At 62.8% G+C, this 19936-nt stretch carries 12 protein-coding genes; 7 read left to right on the top strand and 5 right to left on the bottom strand.

What is annotated here, in order from left to right; all coding sequences use genetic code 11:
• The first annotated feature begins 91 nt into the window (after positions 1–91).
• Positions 92–403: a DUF962 domain-containing protein gene (locus tag U873_RS0132460; RefSeq protein WP_025132224.1), complete on the top strand. Its 312-nt coding sequence runs from the start codon at positions 92–94 to the stop codon at positions 401–403.
• Between the two features lie 97 nt (positions 404–500).
• Positions 501–1088 (top strand): HD domain-containing protein, encoded by a 588-nt coding sequence (locus U873_RS0132455; RefSeq protein WP_025132223.1) that lies wholly within the window; start codon positions 501–503, stop codon positions 1086–1088.
• A 33-nt stretch (positions 1089–1121) separates the two neighbouring features.
• Here U873_RS0132455 and U873_RS0132450 read toward each other — a convergent pair whose 3' ends face one another.
• Entirely contained in the window at positions 1122–1943 is an 822-nt protein-coding gene (locus tag U873_RS0132450; RefSeq protein ID WP_025132222.1) for a UDP-2,3-diacylglucosamine diphosphatase, read from the bottom strand.
• Between the two features lie 132 nt (positions 1944–2075).
• On the opposite strand from U873_RS0132450, the gene U873_RS0132445 reads away from it, so the two are divergent.
• The gene (locus U873_RS0132445) at positions 2076–2891 is read left to right on the top strand and encodes an AraC family transcriptional regulator (RefSeq protein ID WP_025132221.1); all 816 of its coding nucleotides are present in this window, start codon (positions 2076–2078) and stop codon (positions 2889–2891) included.
• Between the two features lie 44 nt (positions 2892–2935).
• Positions 2936–3829 carry a DMT family transporter gene (locus U873_RS0132440; protein WP_025132220.1) on the top strand — a complete coding sequence of 298 codons (894 nt, stop codon included), beginning with the start codon at positions 2936–2938 and terminating at the stop codon, positions 3827–3829.
• Here U873_RS0132440 and U873_RS0132435 read toward each other — a convergent pair.
• The gene (locus tag U873_RS0132435; protein WP_025132219.1) at positions 3823–4110 is read right to left on the bottom strand and encodes a SelT/SelW/SelH family protein; all 288 of its coding nucleotides are present in this window, start codon (positions 4108–4110) and stop codon (positions 3823–3825) included. The two genes, U873_RS0132440 and U873_RS0132435, sit on opposite strands and share 7 nt — an antisense overlap.
• 71 nt (positions 4111–4181) lie before the next feature.
• Between U873_RS0132435 and U873_RS0132430 the strand changes: the two genes are divergently transcribed.
• A complete protein-coding gene (locus U873_RS0132430; RefSeq protein WP_025132218.1) occupies positions 4182–6371 on the top strand; it encodes a patatin-like phospholipase family protein in 2190 nt (729 codons plus the stop codon).
• Between the two features lie 108 nt (positions 6372–6479).
• Here U873_RS0132430 and U873_RS0132425 read toward each other — a convergent pair whose 3' ends face one another.
• Positions 6480–6914 (bottom strand): MarR family transcriptional regulator, encoded by a 435-nt coding sequence (locus U873_RS0132425; RefSeq protein ID WP_025132217.1) that lies wholly within the window; start codon positions 6912–6914, stop codon positions 6480–6482.
• A 119-nt stretch (positions 6915–7033) separates the two neighbouring features.
• The gene (gene recQ, locus U873_RS0132420) at positions 7034–9160 is read right to left on the bottom strand and encodes a DNA helicase RecQ (RefSeq protein WP_025132216.1); all 2127 of its coding nucleotides are present in this window, start codon (positions 9158–9160) and stop codon (positions 7034–7036) included.
• Between the two features lie 274 nt (positions 9161–9434).
• Between recQ and U873_RS0132415 the strand changes: the two genes are divergently transcribed.
• Positions 9435–10022: a YecA family protein gene (locus U873_RS0132415; protein WP_025132215.1), complete on the top strand. Its 588-nt coding sequence runs from the start codon at positions 9435–9437 to the stop codon at positions 10020–10022.
• 7 nt (positions 10023–10029) lie between these two features.
• On the top strand, positions 10030–10425 hold the full coding sequence (locus U873_RS0132410; RefSeq protein WP_025132214.1) for a YbaN family protein: 396 nt from the start codon (positions 10030–10032) through the stop codon (positions 10423–10425).
• 95 nt (positions 10426–10520) lie between these two features.
• On the opposite strand, the gene U873_RS0132405 is transcribed toward U873_RS0132410, so the two are convergent.
• Positions 10521–19859, bottom strand: coding sequence for a retention module-containing protein (locus U873_RS0132405; protein WP_025132213.1), 9339 nt, complete (start codon positions 19857–19859; stop codon positions 10521–10523).
• Positions 19860–19936 lie beyond the last annotated feature (77 nt).

The following is a 19936-nucleotide window of genomic DNA, read 5'->3' as shown; positions in this document are numbered from 1 at the left end:
GTCACTGGCCAGCGCTGCCAGGGACTCTAGACTCAAATAGGCTCCCCGCAGAACATCCGCTCACAGAACAACAAGCACAGAGACCGCGGCCATGGAAAACATCCGACAGTTCAACAGCTTCGCCGAGTTCTATCCCTATTACCTCAGCGAACACAGCGACAGCACCTGCCGTCGCCTGCACTTCATCGGCACCAGCCTGGTGATCTTCCTCCTGGCCTTTGCCATCGGCAAAGGCGCCTGGTTGCTGCTGCTGGCCTTGCCGGTGGCCGGCTATGGCTTTGCCTGGGTCGGGCATTTCTTCTTCGAAAAAAACCGCCCCGCGACCTTCCAGCATCCGCTGTACAGCCTGCTGGGGGATTTCGTCATGTACCGCGACATGATCCTCGGCAAGGTGCCCTTCTAGGCCTCGCTGGACAGTAAGCCGTCCCGCACAGCCACTGCGGTGGCAAGGCTCGGACCTACACTCGGTTCATGTACGCATAACCACCAGAGGACGGCCGATGAGTGCTCATGCGCGCTTCACCCATATGCAGGACGGCACCCGCGAGGACTGGGCGATCATCGCTGCGGACTTCAGTGCCTACGCCAAGCAGTTGCCTGCGAGAATCCTGGCACACCTGCAACTGCTCGAAGGTGACTTCGGCGGCTTTCCAGTGGATCGCCTAAGCCACTCGCTGCAGACCGCCAGCCGCGCCTGGCAGGACGGGCGCGACGAGGAATACGTGGTCTGCGCCCTGCTCCACGACATCGGCGACACCCTAGGCTCCTACAATCATCCGGATATCGCCGCGGCCATACTCAAACCCTTCGTCAGCCCGGAAAACCTGTGGATGGTGGAAAAGCACGGGATCTTCCAGGGCTACTACTTCTTCCATCACCTGGGCATGGATCGTCATCTGCGGGAGCAATTTCATGAGCACCCGCTGTACCAGCGCACTGCCGAATTCTGCGCCAAATACGACGCAGCGGCCTTCGATCCCGACTACGAGAGCCTGCCCCTGAGCTTCTTCGAGCCGATGCTGCAACGGCTGTTCGCCCAACCCCGGCAATCGCTGTACAAGGCAGCCATGGAACAGTCCTCCACCTGAATACTTCCACCCGATTCGCGGCCCCCTCGGGGTTCAGGCCGGCTCCGCCAGTTTCATGCGCTCGGCCTTGAGCTGGGCTTCGCGGGCCTGGGCATCGGCCAGGCGATAGAGCTCAATGGTGCCGTCCCAGTGCTCGATCAAGGCGGTGCAGGACTCCACCCAGTCCCCACAGTTGAGGTAGTCCACCTCGCCCACCTTGCGGATCTCGGCATGGTGGATGTGCCCGCAGACCACTCCGTGCAACCCGCGCTTGACGCATTCGTGGGCAATGGCTTCCTCGAAGTCGCTGATGAAACTGACGGCAGTCTTGACCTTGTGCTTGAGGTAGGCCGACAACGACCAGTAGCCGTAGCCATAGCGCGCCCGCCAGTGATTGAGCCAGCGGTTGAGGGTCAGGGTGAATTCGTAGGCCGAATCGCCGAGAAACGCCAGCCAGCGGTGATAACGGGTGATGACATCGAACTGGTCGCCGTGGATCACCAACAGCTGGCGCCCATCGGCGGTGACATGCACCGCCTCGTCTACCAGCTGAATGTTGCCCAGGATCAGCTTGGAGTAGCGGCGCAGGAACTCATCATGATTGCCGGTGACATAGATCACCTCGGTGCCACGCTTGCTCATGGTCAGCAGGCGACGGATCACGTTGGTATGCGCCTGCGGCCAGTACATGCCGCCCCGCAGCTTCCAGCCGTCGATGATGTCGCCCACCAGGTAGACGCGATCAGCGTGATAGCCCTTGAGAAACTGCGCCAGGTGCTCGGCCTGGCAATCCCGGGTCCCCAGATGCACGTCTGAAATCCATAGGGTCCGTACCCGTTGTTTGCGACTGGGTCTGGCGAGTTCGGCATGGGTCATGGACGCTCTCCGGGATTTTTTGCGAGCTTGCGCCCCAGCGATTAATAGCCCATGACAAAAATGCGGCAGTGCGATGACAGCACGAAAGCCCCGACCGCCGGTGTAAACTGCCAGCCTGCCAAGGAGACCGTGATGGGATCTATCCTCACCCTGCGTCACTACAGCCATGACCTGATCGCCCACAGCCACGACCACGCGCAATTGGTGTTCGGCCTGTCGGGCCAGCTCGATTTCGAAGTCGAAGGCCAGGGAAGCCAAGTGCAGCAGCAAAGTTTCGTCGTGGTACCTGCCGGCGCCCGGCATGTCTGCGGCAGCCCCGGGGGCAGTCGCTGCCTGGTGCTGGACGTACCTGGCGAGCATTGGCTGCAACAATCTTTGGCAGGTCACGCCGAGGCCAGTCGGCGCCTGCTGGACAGCCCCCGACGCCGGGCCCTGGACCCACGCCAGAGCCGCCTGGTCAATTGGCTGGCGGACAGCCCGGTAGACGATCCCTTGATTGCCCAGCAAGGCGCAGTGTTGCTGCTGGCCAGTCTCAACCAGGCAGCCTGCAGCCACCCGGGCGAACGCCTTCTGCCCTATGCAGCGCTGAATGCCCATATCGACCGGCATGCTGCCCATCCACTGCAAGTGGCCGACCTGGCACGGATCGCCGGCTTGTCCAGCGCACGCCTGCATGCGCGGTTCATCATCGAATGCGGCAGTACTCCCATGGAGTACGTGCGCCAGCGACGCCTGCACATGGCCCAGGAACTGTTGCGCGGATCGGCACTGCCCATCGGTGAGATCGCCAGTCGCGTAGGCTACAGCTCCCAGAGCGCCTTTGCCGCGGCGATCCTCAAGGCATTCGGCCACTCTCCGCGCCTGATCAGGCAAGAGGCAAACGCGAGTCCCTCGACAAAAAACGCCAGGATCACGACAGACGAGTCTGCAGGTCCGCTCGTACACTGAGCCCCTCGCCGTTCAAGGCCATCATCTGGTTGTTAAGGATTGAAATGACTCCCCGTACCGCCCTTGGCGCCCTGCATATCGGTGCCCTGATGTTTGGCTTGACCGGCGTGTTCGGCAAGCTGGCCGCCGCCTCGCCCGCGGTGATCGTATTCGGTCGCGCCGCCTTTGCCGTGCTCGCCCTGGGCTTTTTCGCCCGCCTGGCCAGCGCTACGCCCTGGCAGAAACTTGCCGCCGGAGACTGGCGGCGCCTGCTGCTCAGCGGCCTGCTGCTGGCCGGCCACTGGGTGAGTTTCTTCATCGCGGTGAAAGTTGCCGGAGTGGCCATCGCCACCCTGGGCTTTGCCAGCTTCCCGGCCTTCACGGTGATCCTCGAAGGCCTGATCTTCCGCGAGCGGATCCGCCTCAACGAGATAGTCCTGGTGGCCCTGGTGAGTGTCGGGCTGGTGCTGGTGACCCCGGACTTCGACCTCGCCAGCCAAGCCACCACCGGCCTGTTGTGGGCCGTGGGCTCGGGGCTGCTGTTTGCCCTGCTGTCCTTGAACAACCGTGCCAGCTCCGGACGGATCCCGGCGGTACAGGCTGCCTTGTGCCAGAACGTGGTGGTCGCCCTGTGCCTGCTGCCGGTAGCGGCGCCGGAGCTTGGACAAGTGCAGGCGATGGACTGGCTGTGGATCAGCCTGTTGGGCATCTTCTGCACCGGCCTGGCCCACAGCCTGTTCGTCGCCAGCCTGGCGGTGATCAAGGCCCGCACCGCGGCGGTGGTGTTTGCCCTGGAACCGGTCTACGGAATCACCGTGGCCTGGCTGCTGTTCGGCGAAAACCCGACCCTGCGCATGCTCCTCGGCGGAGCCTTGATCATCATCGCGATCGTGGTCTCGAGTCGCTTGTCCGCGAGCTCAGGCAGCAAAGCCGTAGAAACCCAGGCCGCCTCTCACTGAGTGCGATCGTTGTGCCCCAGGTCGCGCTCGGGATCGATCTGGTCGCGGACCCGCTGCTTGAGCACCTTGGCCTCGGGGAAGCCGCCATCGGCCTTGCGTTCCCAAATCTGTACACCATCGCAGGTAATTCGGAAGGTGCCGCCTGTGGCCGGTTCCAGAGAGACCTTGCCCAGGTCGTCACTGAAGGTGCTCAACAGCTCCTGGGCCAGCCAGGCCGCCCGCAGCAGCCACTGGCACTGGGTGCAATAGGTGATGATCACTTCGGGTTTACGTTCAGTCATGGTAAGACCGACTCCTGAGGTCAAGGGCGCCGGTATAATAGCCGGCTTTATTGCCCGTCCCGAGAACCATGATGCGCCGCCTGCTGTCCTGCCTGCTTCTGTGCCTTGTGCCCCTGATCGCCCAATCCGCCGAGGCGCCACGACCGAAAGTCGGCCTGGTGCTGTCCGGGGGCGCCGCCCGTGGCCTGGCACACATCGGCGTGCTCAAGGCCCTAGAGGAGCAAGGCATCCGCATCGACGCGATTGCCGGCACCAGCATGGGCGCGGTGATCGGCGGGCTCTACGCCTCGGGCTACAAGATCGACGAGCTGGAAAAACTGGCACTGGACATCGACTGGAAGCGCGCGCTGTCCGATGCACCGCCCCGGGAAGACGTGCCCTTCCGACGCAAGCAGGATGACCGGGACTTCCTGGTCAAGCAGAAACTCAGCTTCCGCGACGACGGCAGCCTCGGCCTGCCCCTGGGGGTGATCCAGGGGCAGAACCTGGCGCTGCTGCTGGAGAGCAAGCTGGCCCACGCCAGCGACACCCGCGACTTCGACAAGCTGCCGATCCCGTTCCGAGCGGTGGCCACCGATATCGCCAGCGGCGAAAAGGTGGTGTTTCGCAAGGGCCACCTGCCCCAGGTGATTCGCGCCAGCATGTCGATTCCTGCGGTGTTCGCCCCGGTAGAGCTTGATGGCAGGCTGCTGGTGGATGGCGGCATGACCGACAACATTCCCCTGGACGTGGCCCGGGACATGGGAGTCGACATCGCCATCGTGGTGGACATCGGCACACCGCTGCGCTCGCGCAAGCAACTCAATACCGTGGTCGATGTGCTCACCCAGTCCATCACCCTGATGACCCGGCGCAACTCCGAAGAGCAATTGGCGGCGCTGCACAAGGACGACGTATTGATCCAGCCATCGCTGTCGAGCTTCGGTGTCACCGACTTTGGCCGGGCCCAGGAGGTGATCGACGCCGGTTATCGCGCCACCCGCATCCTCGATGCCCGCCTGGCCCGCCTGCGCCCGGCCCACTCGCAGGATCCCCAGTTGACCGCCGCGCGCCAGCCCAGCGAGCGCACGCCCATCATCAATGCGATCAAGGTGGAGAACGACTCCAAGGTCAGTGATGAGGTGATCCGCTACTACATTCGCCAGCGCATCGGCGACCCGCTGGACCTGGGCCGCCTGGAAACCGACATGGGCACGCTGTATGGCCTGGATTTCTTCGAACAGGTGCAATACCGGGTAACCCATAAAGGCCAGGACCATACCCTGGTGATCAGTGCCCGAGGCAAGCGCAGCGGCACCGACTACCTGCGCCTGGGCCTGAACCTCTCCGATGACATGCGCGGCGACAGTGCTTTCAATATCGGCGCCAGCTATCGCATCAACGGGATCAACAGCCTCGGCGCCGAATGGCTGACCCGGGTGCAGATTGGCGATCAGCAGGAACTGTACAGCGAGTTCTACCAGCCTCTGGACGCTGGCTCACGCTACTTCATTGCGCCGTTTATCGCCGCCGAGGCTCAGAACGTCGAGGCAGTGCTGGACAACGATCCCATCGCCGAATACCGCTTGGAACGCTACGGCTTCGGCCTCAACCTGGGCCGGCAGATTGGCAACAGTGGCGAAGTCCGCTTCGGCGTCGGCGAAGCCTGGGGCAAGGCCGATGTGCGTATCGGTGACCACGACCTGCCCAGCGAGAACTTCAACGAAGGCTATTACCAGTTGCAGTACTCCTTCGACTCTCTGGACAACGTCTACTTCCCCCACTCCGGCGAAGACATTGGCCTGACCCTGCGCCAGTTCGAGCCGAGCCTGGGCTCGGACAATCGCTACCGGCAGTGGGAGTTCAAACTGGACAAGGCCCTGAGCAGCGGCCCCAACACCTTTGTCCTGGGTGGACGCTACGGCCGGACCCTGGACAACGCCGAAGTGGTGACCTCCAGCTTCCTGCTGGGCGGGGCACGGCAGTTGTCCGGTTTCCGCCAGGACGCCCTGTCCGGACAGAACATCACCCTGGCCCGCGCGGTGTATTTGCGCCGCCTTACCCCACGCTCCTACCTGCCCCTGGACTTCCCGCTGTACCTGGGAGGCTCGCTGGAACGGGGACGGGTGTGGAACAACGACAATGCCTTCGACAGCGGCTATATCAACGCGGCGAGCATTTTCCTGGGGTTCGACACGCCACTGGGGCCTTTGAACTTCAGCTACGGCTTCAACGACGACAACCAGAAGGCACTGTCGCTGAACCTCGGCCAGACCTTCTGATCGGACGCGCAGGCGCTGCCGCGCAGCGTGCGCAGCGCAACCGTCGGCAGGAAGTTGGGCGGTGCAAACACAGGAAAAGCCGGGGTCAGGCAACCCCGGCCGAAGACCTCAGGACTTTTCCAGATTGGCCAGGATGCGCCCGTGAACACGCATGCAGACCCGCAGGTCCTCTTCGTCGACACCAATGAACAGTTCGTGGCGCAAGGCGGTGGCGATGGTTTCGATCTGTTCGATCAGGGGGCGGGCAGAAGGACAGAGAACGATCTTCTTCGCCCGACGATCTTCCATCACCGACTGGCGCTGAACCAGGCCCTGGGTTTCCAGGCTGTCCAGCAGCCGAGCCAGGGTCGGGCCTTCGACGCCAACGCTTTGCGCCAGTTCGCGCTGGGTCGGTGCGTCTGCGAAACGGGCCAGGTGCAACAACACCAGCCAACGGGCCTGGGACAAGCCTAGCCCCGCCAGGCGGCGATCCAGTTCGGCACGCCAGCCGCGAGACATATGCGCCAGCTGCATACCAAAACGGTGTTCATCGGTTAACGGCATAAAACACTCATGATCAGACTGAAAATAAAGAAAACCTAATTATTAGTCAGCTAAGCATGCCCCTTGCTTGTAGGCAAGGGCTGTAAGGGACTGAATCGTTACAACATTGACGCACCCCTTCAAATTTCAAACTCCGACTGCAATGCCGCCCGCACGCAGTACAACACGCCTTCAGGCACCCGTCCGGCAAACACCTCGATGATCTCGGCCACGGGTGGCAACTCACCCTCACCATCGAGAAATGCATCCTGGATCTCGCCCAGCAGGTCTTCCGGAAGGTCCAGCGCCTGCTCCAGGGACAGTTGCTGCTTGCCAATGGCCTCGGCCAACAGGGTGTAGACGTTCTTTTCCGAGCACTGCAGCTGTCCGGCGATCTGCATCGGGGTCATTCCGGCACGGGCCAGTGTAATCAGCTCATGACGAATGTCGGCGACCACCTTGGGGGCCTCGACACCGCCTCCCAGCACTTCGAGGAATGCCGCACCATAACGCTCCAGCTTGCGTGCACCGACACCGCTGACCTCGGCCATCTCCGCCATGGAGCCCGGTTGGCTGCGCAGCATCTCGAGCAGGGTGGAGTCGGGGAAGATGACGTAAGGCGGCACGCCATGCTCTTCCGCCAGCTTGCGGCGCAGGGCCCGCAACGCCTCCCATTGTTCGCGCTCCTCGCCCCGGACCAGTTGGCTGGCCTGGCTGGTGCTGCTCTTGGGCGTGCTCTGGGGCTTGAGATCGCGGCGCAGCTCCAGGGCAACTTCGCCCTTGAGCAGGGGCCGGCAACTGTCGCTCAGGCGCAGGCCGCCGTAACCTTCCAGGTCGATGTCTGCCAGGCCACGCGCGACCAACTGGCGAAACAGCGAACGCCACTCGCCATCGCTACGGGCCTTGCCGACACCAAACACCGAAAGGTGCTGGTGCCCAAAACTGCGGACTTTTTCGTTGTCCTTGCCCAGCAACACATCCACCAGGTGGCCGACGCCGTAACGCTGGCCCGTGCGATAGATCGCCGAGAGTGCCTGGCGCGCCGGCTCGGTGGCATCCCAGGTCTGCACCCCGTCGACGCAGTTGTCACAGTGGCCACAGGGTTGCGGCATGTCTTCGTCGAAATAGGCCAGCAGGGTCTGGCGGCGGCAGCGGGTTTCCTCACACAGCGCCAGCATCGCATCGAGCTTGTGCTGCTCCAGACGCTTGTGGCGTTCGTCGCCTTCGGAGTTCTGCAGCATCTGCTTGAGCATCACCACATCCTGCAGGCCGTAGACCATCCAGGCATCGGCCGGCAGGCCATCACGTCCGGCACGCCCGGTTTCCTGGTAGTAGGCCTCGAGGGACTTGGGCAAATCCATGTGAGCGACAAAGCGCACGTTGGATTTGTCGATGCCCATGCCGAAGGCGATGGTCGCCACCATGATCAGCCCCTCTTCGTTGAGGAAGCGCTTTTGGTGATAAGCACGCAAATCGTTAGGCAGCCCGGCGTGATAGGGCAAGGCCGGGAATCCCTGCTCACAGAGAAACGCCGCGACCTCGTCGACCTTCTTGCGTGACAGGCAGTAAACAATACCGGCGTCGCTGCGGCGTTCGTTGAGGAACGCCAGCAACTGCTTGCGCGGCTGCTCCTTGGGTACGATGCGGTAGAAAATATTCGGCCGGTCGAAGCTGGAGAGGAAACGCTCGGCGTCCTGCAGGTGCAGGCGATTGACGATCTCTTCGCGGGTGCGCTTGTCAGCGGTGGCGGTCAGGGCAATCCGCGGCACCTGGGGGAACATTTCCGCCAGTTGCCCCAGTTGCAGGTATTCGGGACGGAAGTCATGCCCCCATTGAGACACGCAGTGGGCTTCGTCAATGGCGAACAGGGCGATGTCGAGGCCCTGCAGGAACGCCAGCATCCGTGGCTGGACCAGGCGCTCGGGGGCCAGGTAGAGCATTTTCACCTCGCCGCGACGGATGCGCGCAGCCAGGTCGCGCTGCTGCTCGGCACTCAGGGTCGAGTTCAGCGAGGCGGCCGCGACACCGAGCTCCTCAAGCGTGGCCACCTGGTCATCCATCAGCGCGATCAGTGGCGAAACCACCACCGCCAGACCGTCGCGCAGCAGGGCCGGAACCTGGAAACACAGCGACTTGCCGCCGCCGGTCGGCATCAGCACCAAGGCATCGCCGCCGCTGGCCACGCGCTCAATGATCGCACCCTGGCGGCCACGGAAACTGTCGTAGCCGAAGATGTCCTTGAGGACGCGTTGAGCCTGTTCGAGCATGAAAAACTCCAAGAATCGCCTAAAACCCGCTGCACAGACTGGCCGAAAAGCCGGTGGGGTTCACCGACATTTGCGTTAGCGGACTTGTCCGCACGGGTCGCCTGGCCTGCAGGGCATCACAAAACGCGCGAGTATACCCGACCCCTTCCTGGCAAGGGGCGCCGACAGTGGACCGCTGGTAACCTTTAGAACCGCTCAAATCTGCCCCGTGGCTGGCTTGAGCGCTCAAGAAAGCCTAGAATTCAGCATCGTTTATTCCCCAAGGTAGCCGTCAATGTCCTTCGCTGAGCAACTCACCCGCCTGCAAGTCTTCCTCGATGCAGATGATCTGCACGACGAAGCCCTGGACTACGTGGCCGCTCATGGCTACCTGACCGCACTGTCGATCTGCTCGGAAGTCGTTCCGGACCGTGAGTGGATCGATGCGCTGTTCGCCGAGGAGCCGCATTACCGCGACGCCGCCGAGCGTGAAGTGATCGAATCGACCCTGCTGGCCCTCAAGGCACACATCGCGCGCCAACTGGCCTCCGACGAAGAGTTCGAGCTGCCTTGCGAGCTCGACCTGGGTGACGATCCGGACGATTCCGACCTGCGCGGCTGGTGCATCGGCTTCATGGAAGGCGTATTCCTGCGTGAAGCCGCCTGGTTCGAAACCGCCGAGGAAGAAGTCAGCGAGATGCTGCTGCCGATCATGGTGGGTTCCGGCCTGTTCGACGAACAGCCCGAGTTCTCCGACATCGCCAGCGACGCCAACCTGATGGACGACATGATCGTGCAGATCCCTGAAGCACTGACCGCGCTGTACCTGCTGTGCAACGCTCCCGACGAAAAGCCGGCGCTGCTCAAGCCTCGTCACCACTGAGTCGCCCATGGCCAAGCCCATTGGCCAGCGTCCCCTGGTATGGCGTTACGTTCTGCTGGCCATCGGCTGGTTGAGCGTAGCGCTGGGGGTCATCGGCATCTTCCTTCCGGTATTGCCCACCACACCTTTCCTGCTGTTGGCGGCCGCCTGCTTCGCCCGCAGTTCACCGCGCTTCTACCAATGGCTGGTGCAGCACCCGCGTCTTGGCCCCTGGATCCGGGACTACCTCGACGGCAACGGCATTCCACTCAAGGGCAAGGTGTATGCCATCGGCCTGATGTGGCTGAGCATCGGTCTGTCCTGCTATCTGGTGCCGCTGCCCTGGGCCCGGGGTTTCATGCTTACCAGCGCGGTGCTGGTCAGCCTCTACATCCTGCGCCAGAAGACCTTGCAGCGTCCCTGACACCTGCCAGCAAGCGCTGCCCGAACCGTTGAAGCAGCGCCCGCCAGCAGACGGTCACGCAAGACGACGCCCTGCATGACCGCCCCCCTCCACCGTCAGACGGTGTCCACCTTCAACGAATGATCGTTGAGCATGCCGTTGATGATGGTGGCGGTATCCGCCCCGCCGGCAATCACTCCTCCGGCGCCGGGGGTCACCCCATAATGGTTGGCCAGGTCGACACCGGCCAGGTCGATGGTCTGGGTCGGCGTGGCCCCCGCTACCGCACTGACATCAATACTGGTGACCAGGGTCGCGCCACTGCCGGTGACCTTGAAGTGCAGGTAGTCATCCAGGGAGGCCGAGGTGGCGTTTTCTCCTTGGAGCAGTTGCGAAAGGTCCAGCTTGTCGGTGCCCGGAGTGAAGTCGGTCACCACATCGTGCCCGCTGTTGCCCTGCAGCCACTGGAAGGTGTCGCTGCCCGCACCGCCGGTCAGGGTGTTGTTGCCCATTCCGCCGATCAGCAGGTCATCGCCACCGCCGCCATTGAGTACATCGTTGCCCAGGCCGCCGGTGATGACGTTGGCATTGCCGTCTCCGGTCAGGGTGTCGTTGTAGTTGGAGCCCACCAGGTTCTCGATGCTCGTCAGGGTATCGGTACCCGCACCGATGGTGTTCTGCGCTCCCGGCAACCCGAGGTTGACCGTCACCCCCGCCGTCGCATGGGCATAGCTCGCGGTGTCGATGCCGGCGCCACCGTCCAGCAAATCGTTGCCCGGCCCGCTGAACAGCAGGTCATTGCCGTTGCCACCGTGCAGGGTGTTGTTGCCCGAGCCCGCGGTCAGTACGTCATTGCCATCCCCACCATTGAGAATGTTGTCGCCACCGCCCGCCACCAGCACGTCATCACCGGCAGTCCCGGTCAGGGTGTGGCCATCCTGATAGGAGATGCTGACCGCCGCCACATCGCTGCCACCGTGGCTGTCACTGGCGGTGTAGGTACCGTGGTAGTCCGGGGTGACGTTCTGCGCCCCGGCGTAGTTGACGGTCAGGGTCAGTTGATAGTTTTCCGCGGCAGTGGGGTTGGTACCAGTGGTGTTGCTGATATTGACCACATGGATCTGGTAGGTGCCGTCCGCCGCCGCGGTGAAGGTACCGCCATCGGCGATAGCGGTGTAGGCACCGCCATTGAAGGCGTACTCCAGGGTGATGTGCCCGGCAACCAGGTTGTGGTCCAGGTTCAGGGTTTCCCCCTGCTTCAGGTTGACGCTGATCACATCCTCATCGTTGGCATTGGCGTTGGTGACCGCTCCCAGGTAACCACTGACCACCACCACTGCGGTCATGGCCACTGCATTGGCATTGAACGAGGCGCGATCAATGCTGATGGCCTGGTTGGCCGTGGTATTGCCGGTCCCGGCAAAGCCGATGGTCTGCTGGCTGGCTGCTGTGAAATCAGCGCCCCTGGCCGCCCAGCCGGTGTTGAAGGTGGTGGGCGCCGCGTTCAGCGGATCGCCATTGGCGTCGCTGTCATTGGCCAGCAACACATCCCCGGGCACCGCCACGGTGCTCGACAACAGGTTGGTGATGATGTGGTCGTCCACTGCCACCGGAGGCGTGTTGGGGTTGACCTTGACCACCAGGCTCGAAGTCGCCAGATCGCCGTCGTTATCGCTCACCGTGTAGCCGAAGGTCTCGGTGATCAGGGTTCCGGTGACCTTTTGCGAGCTGTAGCTGAAATCCCCGGTGTCGAGGTTCACCACCAGCGTGCCGCCCTGGTTGGTGGCAATGCTGACACTGTTGTTGACCGTGTTGAAGGTGCCGTTGTTGGTGCTGCCGCTGAAGGTCAGCGAGCCCTGGTTGCTGTTGCCTTTGGGATCGTAGGTGTAGGTGCCGCCATCGACCACGATCGACTTGATGAAACCGCCGTCGGCGCCAAAGCTGCCACCATCCCCGAGCAAGCTGCCAGTCACCGGATAGCCCTGCACGGTACCGGCCAGCACCGAGTTGAGCTGGTTGAGGTCGGTGACCACCACCGCATTGGTATCGGTATGGGTGCTGCCGTCATAAGCCAGGGGGTCGAGGTTGGCGTTGCTCACGCCACTGCCCAGGCCGATCGCGTAGTTCTTGATGCCGTTGGCGTCGAGGAAAGCTTTCCAGGCGATTTCGTCCGCGGTGCCGATGTCCTGGCCAGTGGTGGGCTTGCCGTCGGAGAAGAAGTAACCGACGTTCTGCGCCCCGCTCAGCTGGCCGCTGGTAACGAAGGCGGTTTTGGCGGCCGCCACTGCGGCGTCGTAGTTGGTCCCGCCACCGGCTACCAGGCTGGCGATGATTGTCTTGGCGGTCGCCACGTCGACCCAGACCGGGGTCTTGTCGGTGGCCGTGCTGCTGAAGGTGACGATCTGGACTTTGACATCGCCCATGTTGTCGTACTTGTCGAGCAAGGTACTGATGGCCTGCTTGGCCAAGTCCAGGCGCGAAAGCCCCGGCACCCCGGATGGATCGACCATGCTGCCGGAGACGTCGATCACCAGCAGCAGGTTGGAGTCCACCTCCACAGCGGTGACCGAACGTTCGCTGGCCACCGCCTTGGGCACGTCATCGACAATGCTCACCACAATGCTGCCGGTGGTGCTGTTGCCCAGGGCGTCGGTGGCCTTGTAGGTGAAACTCTCGCTCAGGCTGTTGGCGCCGTCATTGGCATTGGGCGTGGTTTTCGGCGCCGAGGTCAGGGTGTAGGTGTAGGTACCGTCGGGATTGAGCAGGATCTGCCCGTAGCTGCCGGTGGCACTGCCTACCAGGCTGAAGGTGATGCCTCCCGAACCGCCGGTGACCGAGCCCACCAGGGTGCCGCTGGCGGTTTCAGCGCTGGAGCCCGGATCGCTGCCAGTCACGGTACCGGCCGCCAGGTCCAGGCCATCCTTGTTCAGGTCCAGGGCCTTTTCATAAACAGTGACGTCCTGATCGGTCACCGCCTTGAGGCCGCTGTCGGTGATATTGATGGTCAGGGTGGTGGTGCTTTCATCGCCATCGCTGTCGCGGAGGGTGTAGGTGAAGACATCGCTGGCCCCGGGTGGGCTCACCGAGTTCGGATTGCTGTGATACACCGCGTTGCCCGCGGCATCCAGGGTCAAGGTGCCGTAGGTGCCGACGATGCTGCTGCCCAGCCCGCCAATCGCCGAGGTTGCGGTATTGCTGCCGGCGCGCACGCCGACCACGGCGCCGCCGACGGCCGCGCCATCCGCCCCGAGCACATCGTTGCCGAGCACGCTGACATTGATGGTCGCACCTTCCGCCGCGGTGGCGGTGTCCGCTACGGCGTTGGGCAGATCGTCGACGATGTTGACGTCGATCACCCCGGACGCGGTGCTGCCATCGCCATCGGTGGCCTGCACAGTGAAGTGCTCGGCGATGCTGTTGGCCCCCTGGGCCGTGGGATGGGTTTCATTGTCCAGCAGGGTGTAGCTGTAGCTGACCACTCCGGTAGTGGCGTTGTAGCCGGTGATGGTCAGGGTATTGCCCAGGGCCGTGGTGGCGGTCTGCGGAAAGCCCGCCGCCGCACCGCCGGTCACCACATTGATGCCGCCGACGGTCAGGGTTTGCAGGCCATCCAGGGCGGTGACGGTGAAGGTGCCGCTCTGGGTCAGGGCCGAGGCGTTGGGGCTGCTGCCGTCGCTGAGGTTTTTCTCATAGACCGTCAGCTCGCCACCGTTGACGTCGAGACCATTGAGCAGCACCGGGTCATCGTTGTTGTGGATCTGCAGCACCAGGTTCGCTGTGCTGGTGTCGCCATCCGAGTCGGTCAGGGTATAGGTGAAGGTTTCAGTGCCGTTGCCATTGCCGTGCAGGGCCTTGAAGTCGGCATCCGAGGTGTTGAGTGTGTAGGTGTAGCTGCCGTTGGCATTGAGCACCAGGGTGCCGTAGGTGCCGGTGAAGGTCCCTGCAGTAATAGGGCCTGATGCCACACGGTCAGCGCCCTGCACATCGTTGGTCAGCACATTGCCGGTGAGGGTCAGCAGGCTTTCCGAAGCGGTGCTCGGGTTGCTGTCGTTGACGGCACTGGGCAGATCGTCCACCACATTGACGTCCAGGGTTCCGGTGGCGCTGCTGCCGTCGGTGTCAGTGGCCAACACGCTGAAGTGTTCGCTCAGGCTGTTGGCACCGTTGGCCGTAGGATGGGCATCGTTGCCATTGAGGGTGTAGCTGTAGCTCACCACTCCGGTAGTGGCGTTGTAACCGGTAATGGTCAGGGTATTGCCCAAAGCAGTGGTGACCGTTTGCGGGAAGCCGCTAGCCACACCACCGGCCACCACATTGATGCCGCCGACAGTCAGGGTTTGCAGGCCATCCAGGGCGGTGACGGTGAAGCTGCCGCTCTGGGTCAGGGCCGTCGCATCCGGAGCACTGCCAGTGCCCAGGTTTTTCTCGTAGACGGTGAGTTCACCACCGTTGACGTCCAGGCCGTTGAGGGTCACCGGATCGTCGTTGTTGTGGATCTGCAGCACCAGGTTGGCGGTGCTGGTGTCGCCGTCGGAATCGGTCAGGGTATAGGTGAAGGTTTCAGTGCCGTTGCCATTGCCGTGCAGAGCCTTGAAGTCGGCATCCGAGGTGTTGAGTGTGTAGGTGTAGCTGCCGTTGGCATTGAGCACCAAGGTGCCGTAGGTGCCGGTGAAGGTACCAGCAGTAATAGGGCCTGATGTCACACGGTCAGCACCCTGCACATCGTTGGTCAACACATTGCCGGTGAGGGTCAGCAGGCTTTCCGAGGCGGTGCTCGGATTGCTGTCGTTGACGGCACTGGGCAGATCGTCCACCACATTGACGTCCAGGGTTCCGGTGGCGCTGCTGCCGTCGGTGTCGGTGGCCACCACATTGAAATGCTCACTGAGGCTGTTGGCGCCATTGGCTGTGGGGTGGGCATCGTTGCCATTGAGGGTGTAGCTGTAGCTGACCACTCCAGTAGTGGCGTTGTAGCCGGTGATGGTCAGGGTGTTGCCCAAAGCAGTGGTGACCGTTTGCGGGAAGCCGCTGGCCACACCACCGGCCACCACATTGATGCCGCCGACAGTCAGGGTTTGCAGGCCATCCAGGGCGGTGACGGTGAAGCTGCCGCTCTGGGTCAGAGCCGTCGCATCCGGAGCACTGCCAGTGCCCAGATTTTTCTCATAGACGGTGAGTTCACCGCCATTGACGTCAAGGCCGTTCAGAAGCACCGGATCATCGTTGTTGTGGATCTGCAGCACCAGGTTGGCGGTGCTGGTGTCGCCGTCGGAATCGGTCAGGGTATAGGTGAAGGTTTCAGTGCCGTTGCCATTGCCGTGCAGAGCCTTGAAGTCGGCATCCGAGGTGTTGAGTGTGTAGGTGTAGCTGCCGTTGGCATTGAGCACCAAGGTGCCGTAGGTGCCGGTGAAGGTACCAGCAGTAATCGGACCGGATGCCACACGGTCAGCGCCCTGCACATCGTTGGTCAGCACATTGCCGGTGAGGGTCAGCAGGCTTTCCGAGGCGGTGCCCGGGTTGCTGTCGTTGACCGCGCTGGGCAGGTCGTCCATCACATTCACATCCAGCGAGCCAGTGGCGCTACTGCCATCGCTGTCAGTGGCCACCACATTGAAATGCTCACTGAGGCTGTTGGCACCGTTGGCCGTAGGATGGGCATCGTTGCCATTGAGGGTGTAGCTGTAGCTCACCACTCCGGTAGTGGCGTTGTAACCGGTAATGGTCAGGGTATTGCCCAAAGCAGTGGTGACCGTTTGCGGGAAGCCGCTGGCCACACCGCCGGTCACCACATTGATGCCGCCGACAGTCAGGGTTTGCAGGCCATCCAGGGCGGTGACGGTGAAGCTGCCGCTCTGGGTCAGGGCCGTCGCATCCGGAGCACTGCCAGTGCCCAGGTTTTTCTCATAGACCGTCAACTCGCCACCGTTGACGTCGAGACCATTGAGCAGCACCGGGTCATCGTTGTTGTGGATCTGCAGCACCAGGTTGGCGGTGCTGGCGTCGCCGTCGGAATCGGTCAGGGTATAAGCGAAGGTTTCAGTGCCGTTGCCATTGCCGTGCAAGGCCTTGAAGTCGGCATCCGAGGTGTTGAGCGTGTAGGTGTAGCTGCCGTTGGCATTGAGCACCAAGGTGCCGTAGGTGCCGGTGAAGGTACCAGCAGTTATCGGACCGGATGCCACACGGTCAGCGCCCTGCACATCGTTGGTCAGCACATTGCCGGTGAGGGTCAGCAGGCTTTCCGAGGCGGTGCTCGGGTTGCTGTCGTTGACCGCGCTGGGCAGGTCGTCCACCACATTGACGTCCAGGGTTCCGGTGGCGCTGCTGCCGTCGACATCACTGGCCACCACGCTGAAGTGTTCGCTCAGGCTGTTAGCGCCATTGGCCGTGGGATGGGCATCGTTGCCATTGAGGGTGTAGCTGTAACTCACCACTCCGGTAGTGGCGTTGTAGCCGGTGATGGTCAGGGTATTACCCAGGCCAGTGGCGATGGATTGCGGAAAGCCCGCGGCCACCCCGCCACTGACCACGGTGATCCCGCCTACGCTCAAGCTCTGCAGGCCGTCCAGTGCCGTGACCGTAAAGCTGCCGCTCTGGGTCAGGGCCGTCGCATCCGGAGCACTGCCAGTGCCCAGATACTTCTCGTAGACCGTGAGCTCGCCGCCGTTCACCTCCAGGCCATTGAGGGTCACCGGATCATCGTTGTTGTGCACCTGTAGCACCAGGTTGGCGGTGCTGGCGTCGCCGTCGGAATCGGTCAGGGTATAGGTGAAGGTTTCAGTGCCATTGCCACCGCCCTTGAGCGCCAGGAACGCCGGATCGGTACTGTGCACGGTGTAGGTGTAGCTGCCATCCGCTGCCAGTACCAAGGTGCCGTAAGTGCCGCTGAAGGTGCCGGCAGTGATCGGGCCGGAAGCCACTCGGTCAGCGCCCTGAACATCATTGGTCAGCACATTGCCGGTTAGGGTCAGCAGGCTTTCCGAGGCGGTGCTCGGATTGCTGTCGTTGACCGCGCTGGGCAGGTCGTCCACCACATTGACGTCCAGGGTTCCGGTGGCGCTGCTGCCGTCCACATCACTGGCCACCACGCTGAAATGCTCGCTCAGGCTATTGGCACCATTGGCAGTGGGGTGAGGATCATTGCCATTGAGGGTGTAGCTATAGCTGACGACGCCGGTGCCGGCGTCATAGCCGGTGATGGTCAGGGTATTACCCAGGCCAGTGGCGATGGATTGCGGGAAGCCCGCTGCCACCCCGCCACTGACCACGGTGATCCCGCCTACGCTCAAGCTCTGCAGGCCGTCCAGTGCCGTGACCGTGAAGCTGCCGCTCTGGGTCAGGGCCGTCGCATCCGGAGCACTGCCAGTGCCCAGGTTTTTCTCGTAGACGGTGAGTTCACCGCCGTTGACGTCCAGGCCGTTGAGGGTCACCGGATCGTCGTTGTTGTGCACCTGCAGCACCAGGTTGGCGGTGCTGGCGTCGCCGTCGGAATCGGTCAGGGTGTAGGTGAAGGTCTCGCTGCCGTGACCGCCACCGCCCAATGCCAGGAAGGCCGGGTCAGCAGGGTGCAGGGTGTAGGTATAGGAACCGTCGGCCGCCAGTACCAGGGTGCCGTAGGTACCGTTGAAGGTACCGGCGGTAATCGGCCCCGAGGCGACCCGGTCGGCGCCCTGCACATCATTGGTCAGCACATTGCCGGTGAGGCTCAGCAGGCTTTCCGACGCCGTGGCCGAGTTGCTGTCATTGGCAGCGCTGGGCACATCATCGACGACGTTCACATCCAGCGAGCTGCTGGCGCTACTGCCGTCCACATCACTGGCCACCACGCTGAAATGCTCGCTCAGGCTGTTGGCGCCATTGGCAGCGGGATGGGCATCGTTGCCATTGAGGGTGTAGCTGTAGCTGACCTCCCCGGTGATCGCGTTGAAACCGGTGATGGTCAGGGTGTTGCCCAGGCCGGTGGTGATCGATTGCGGGAACGCACTGGCGCTGCCCCCGCTGAACACGGTAATACCACCGACACTCAAGCTCTGCAGGCCGTCCAGTGCGGTGACGGTGAAAGTGCCGCTTTGAGCCAGTGCCGTGGCGTCCGGGCTGCTGCCGGTGCCCAGGTTCTTCTCGTCGACCGTCAGCTCTGCCCCCTGGATATCCAGGCCGCGCAGCAGCACCGGGTCATCGTTGTTGTGCACCTGCAGCACCAGGTTGGCAGTGCTGCTGTCGCCGTCGGAATCGGTCAGGGTGTAGGTGAAGGTTTCAGTGCCATTGCCGCCGCCCTTGAGCGCCAGGAAGGCCGGATCGGTGCTGTGCACGGTGTAGGTGTAGCTGCCGTCCGCCGCCAGTACCAAGGTGCCGTAGGTGCCGCTGAAAGTGCCGGCAGTGATCGGGCCGGAAGCCACTCGGTCAGCCCCCTGCACATCATTGATCAGCACATTGCCGGTGAGGGTCAGTTGGCTTTCCGAAGCCGTGGCCGAGTTGCTGTCATTGATCGCCGTCGGCACGTCGTCGGTGATGTTGACGTCCAAGGAGTTGCTGGCGGAGTCGCCATTGCTGTCGCTGGCGACCACGCTGAAGTGCTCGCTCAAGCTGTTGGCACCCTGCCCCGCAGCATGCTGGTCGTTGCCGTTGAGGGTGTAGCTGTAGCTGACCACTCCGGTGCCGGCGTTGTAGCCGGTGACGGTCAGGGTATTGCCCAGGCCGGTGCTGATGGATTGCGGGAAGCCCGCCGCGACACCGCCGCTGACCACATTGATCCCGCCGACATTGAGGCTGAACAGGCCATCAGGGGCCGAGACACTGAACGTCCCGCTCTGGGTCAGGGCCGCCGGATTGCTCGCCGAGCCCTGCTCCAGGTTCGCTTCGTTGACCGTCAGTTCACCGCCTTCCACCGAAAGCCCGCTCAGGCTCACCGGATTGTTGGGGGCCGGCGGCGCCTCGCCATTGACCGTCACCAGGCCATCAAGGCGCACAGGAACAAATTCGGGGATGCCATTGAAGCCGGCCGTTGGAAAGCCGATCACCGGCTCGACCCGCCCCCCCACTTCCTCTAGCAGAACGAAGCTATGGCCACCGCCCTGGGCACCAGGCACACCACCGGTACCGGTAGGACCTGCTGCAGTGGCTTCGGCGCTTTGGGTCGGGTCATCACCGGCAGCAATGGCTTTTTGCAGTTGTTCGACATCGCTCAGTTGGGCATCACTGGGGGCCTGCACTTCCGGGGTATCGACATGGGAGGCCTGGTTCGCCAGCAGTTGCGCGCTCATCTGCTGGCTGCTGTCCCGGCCCAGGGTCAGATCCTGGCCATTCTGCAGATGCACCGCTACCGCGCCTTCGGCCCCGGTGACCAACTGGTCGCCGACAAACAGCCGGTCCCCTTCCACCAGGGCTCTCTTGGCGCCATCCGCCGCCACTGCATACACCTGACCGATCACCTGGGTAACAACGCCGATTAACTTAGCCATGTGCACTCCTCCAATGCCGAGAACAATCGGCATCCGCTTGCTTGCGGCAGTGCAGACGGTGTTGACCCGTGGTTGAA

Origin of the sequence: Pseudomonas sp. PH1b (assembly GCF_000633395.1) — a bacterium.
Classification (GTDB): domain Bacteria; phylum Pseudomonadota; class Gammaproteobacteria; order Pseudomonadales; family Pseudomonadaceae; genus Aquipseudomonas.
This window is presented reverse-complemented; position numbering and strand designations above follow the sequence as displayed.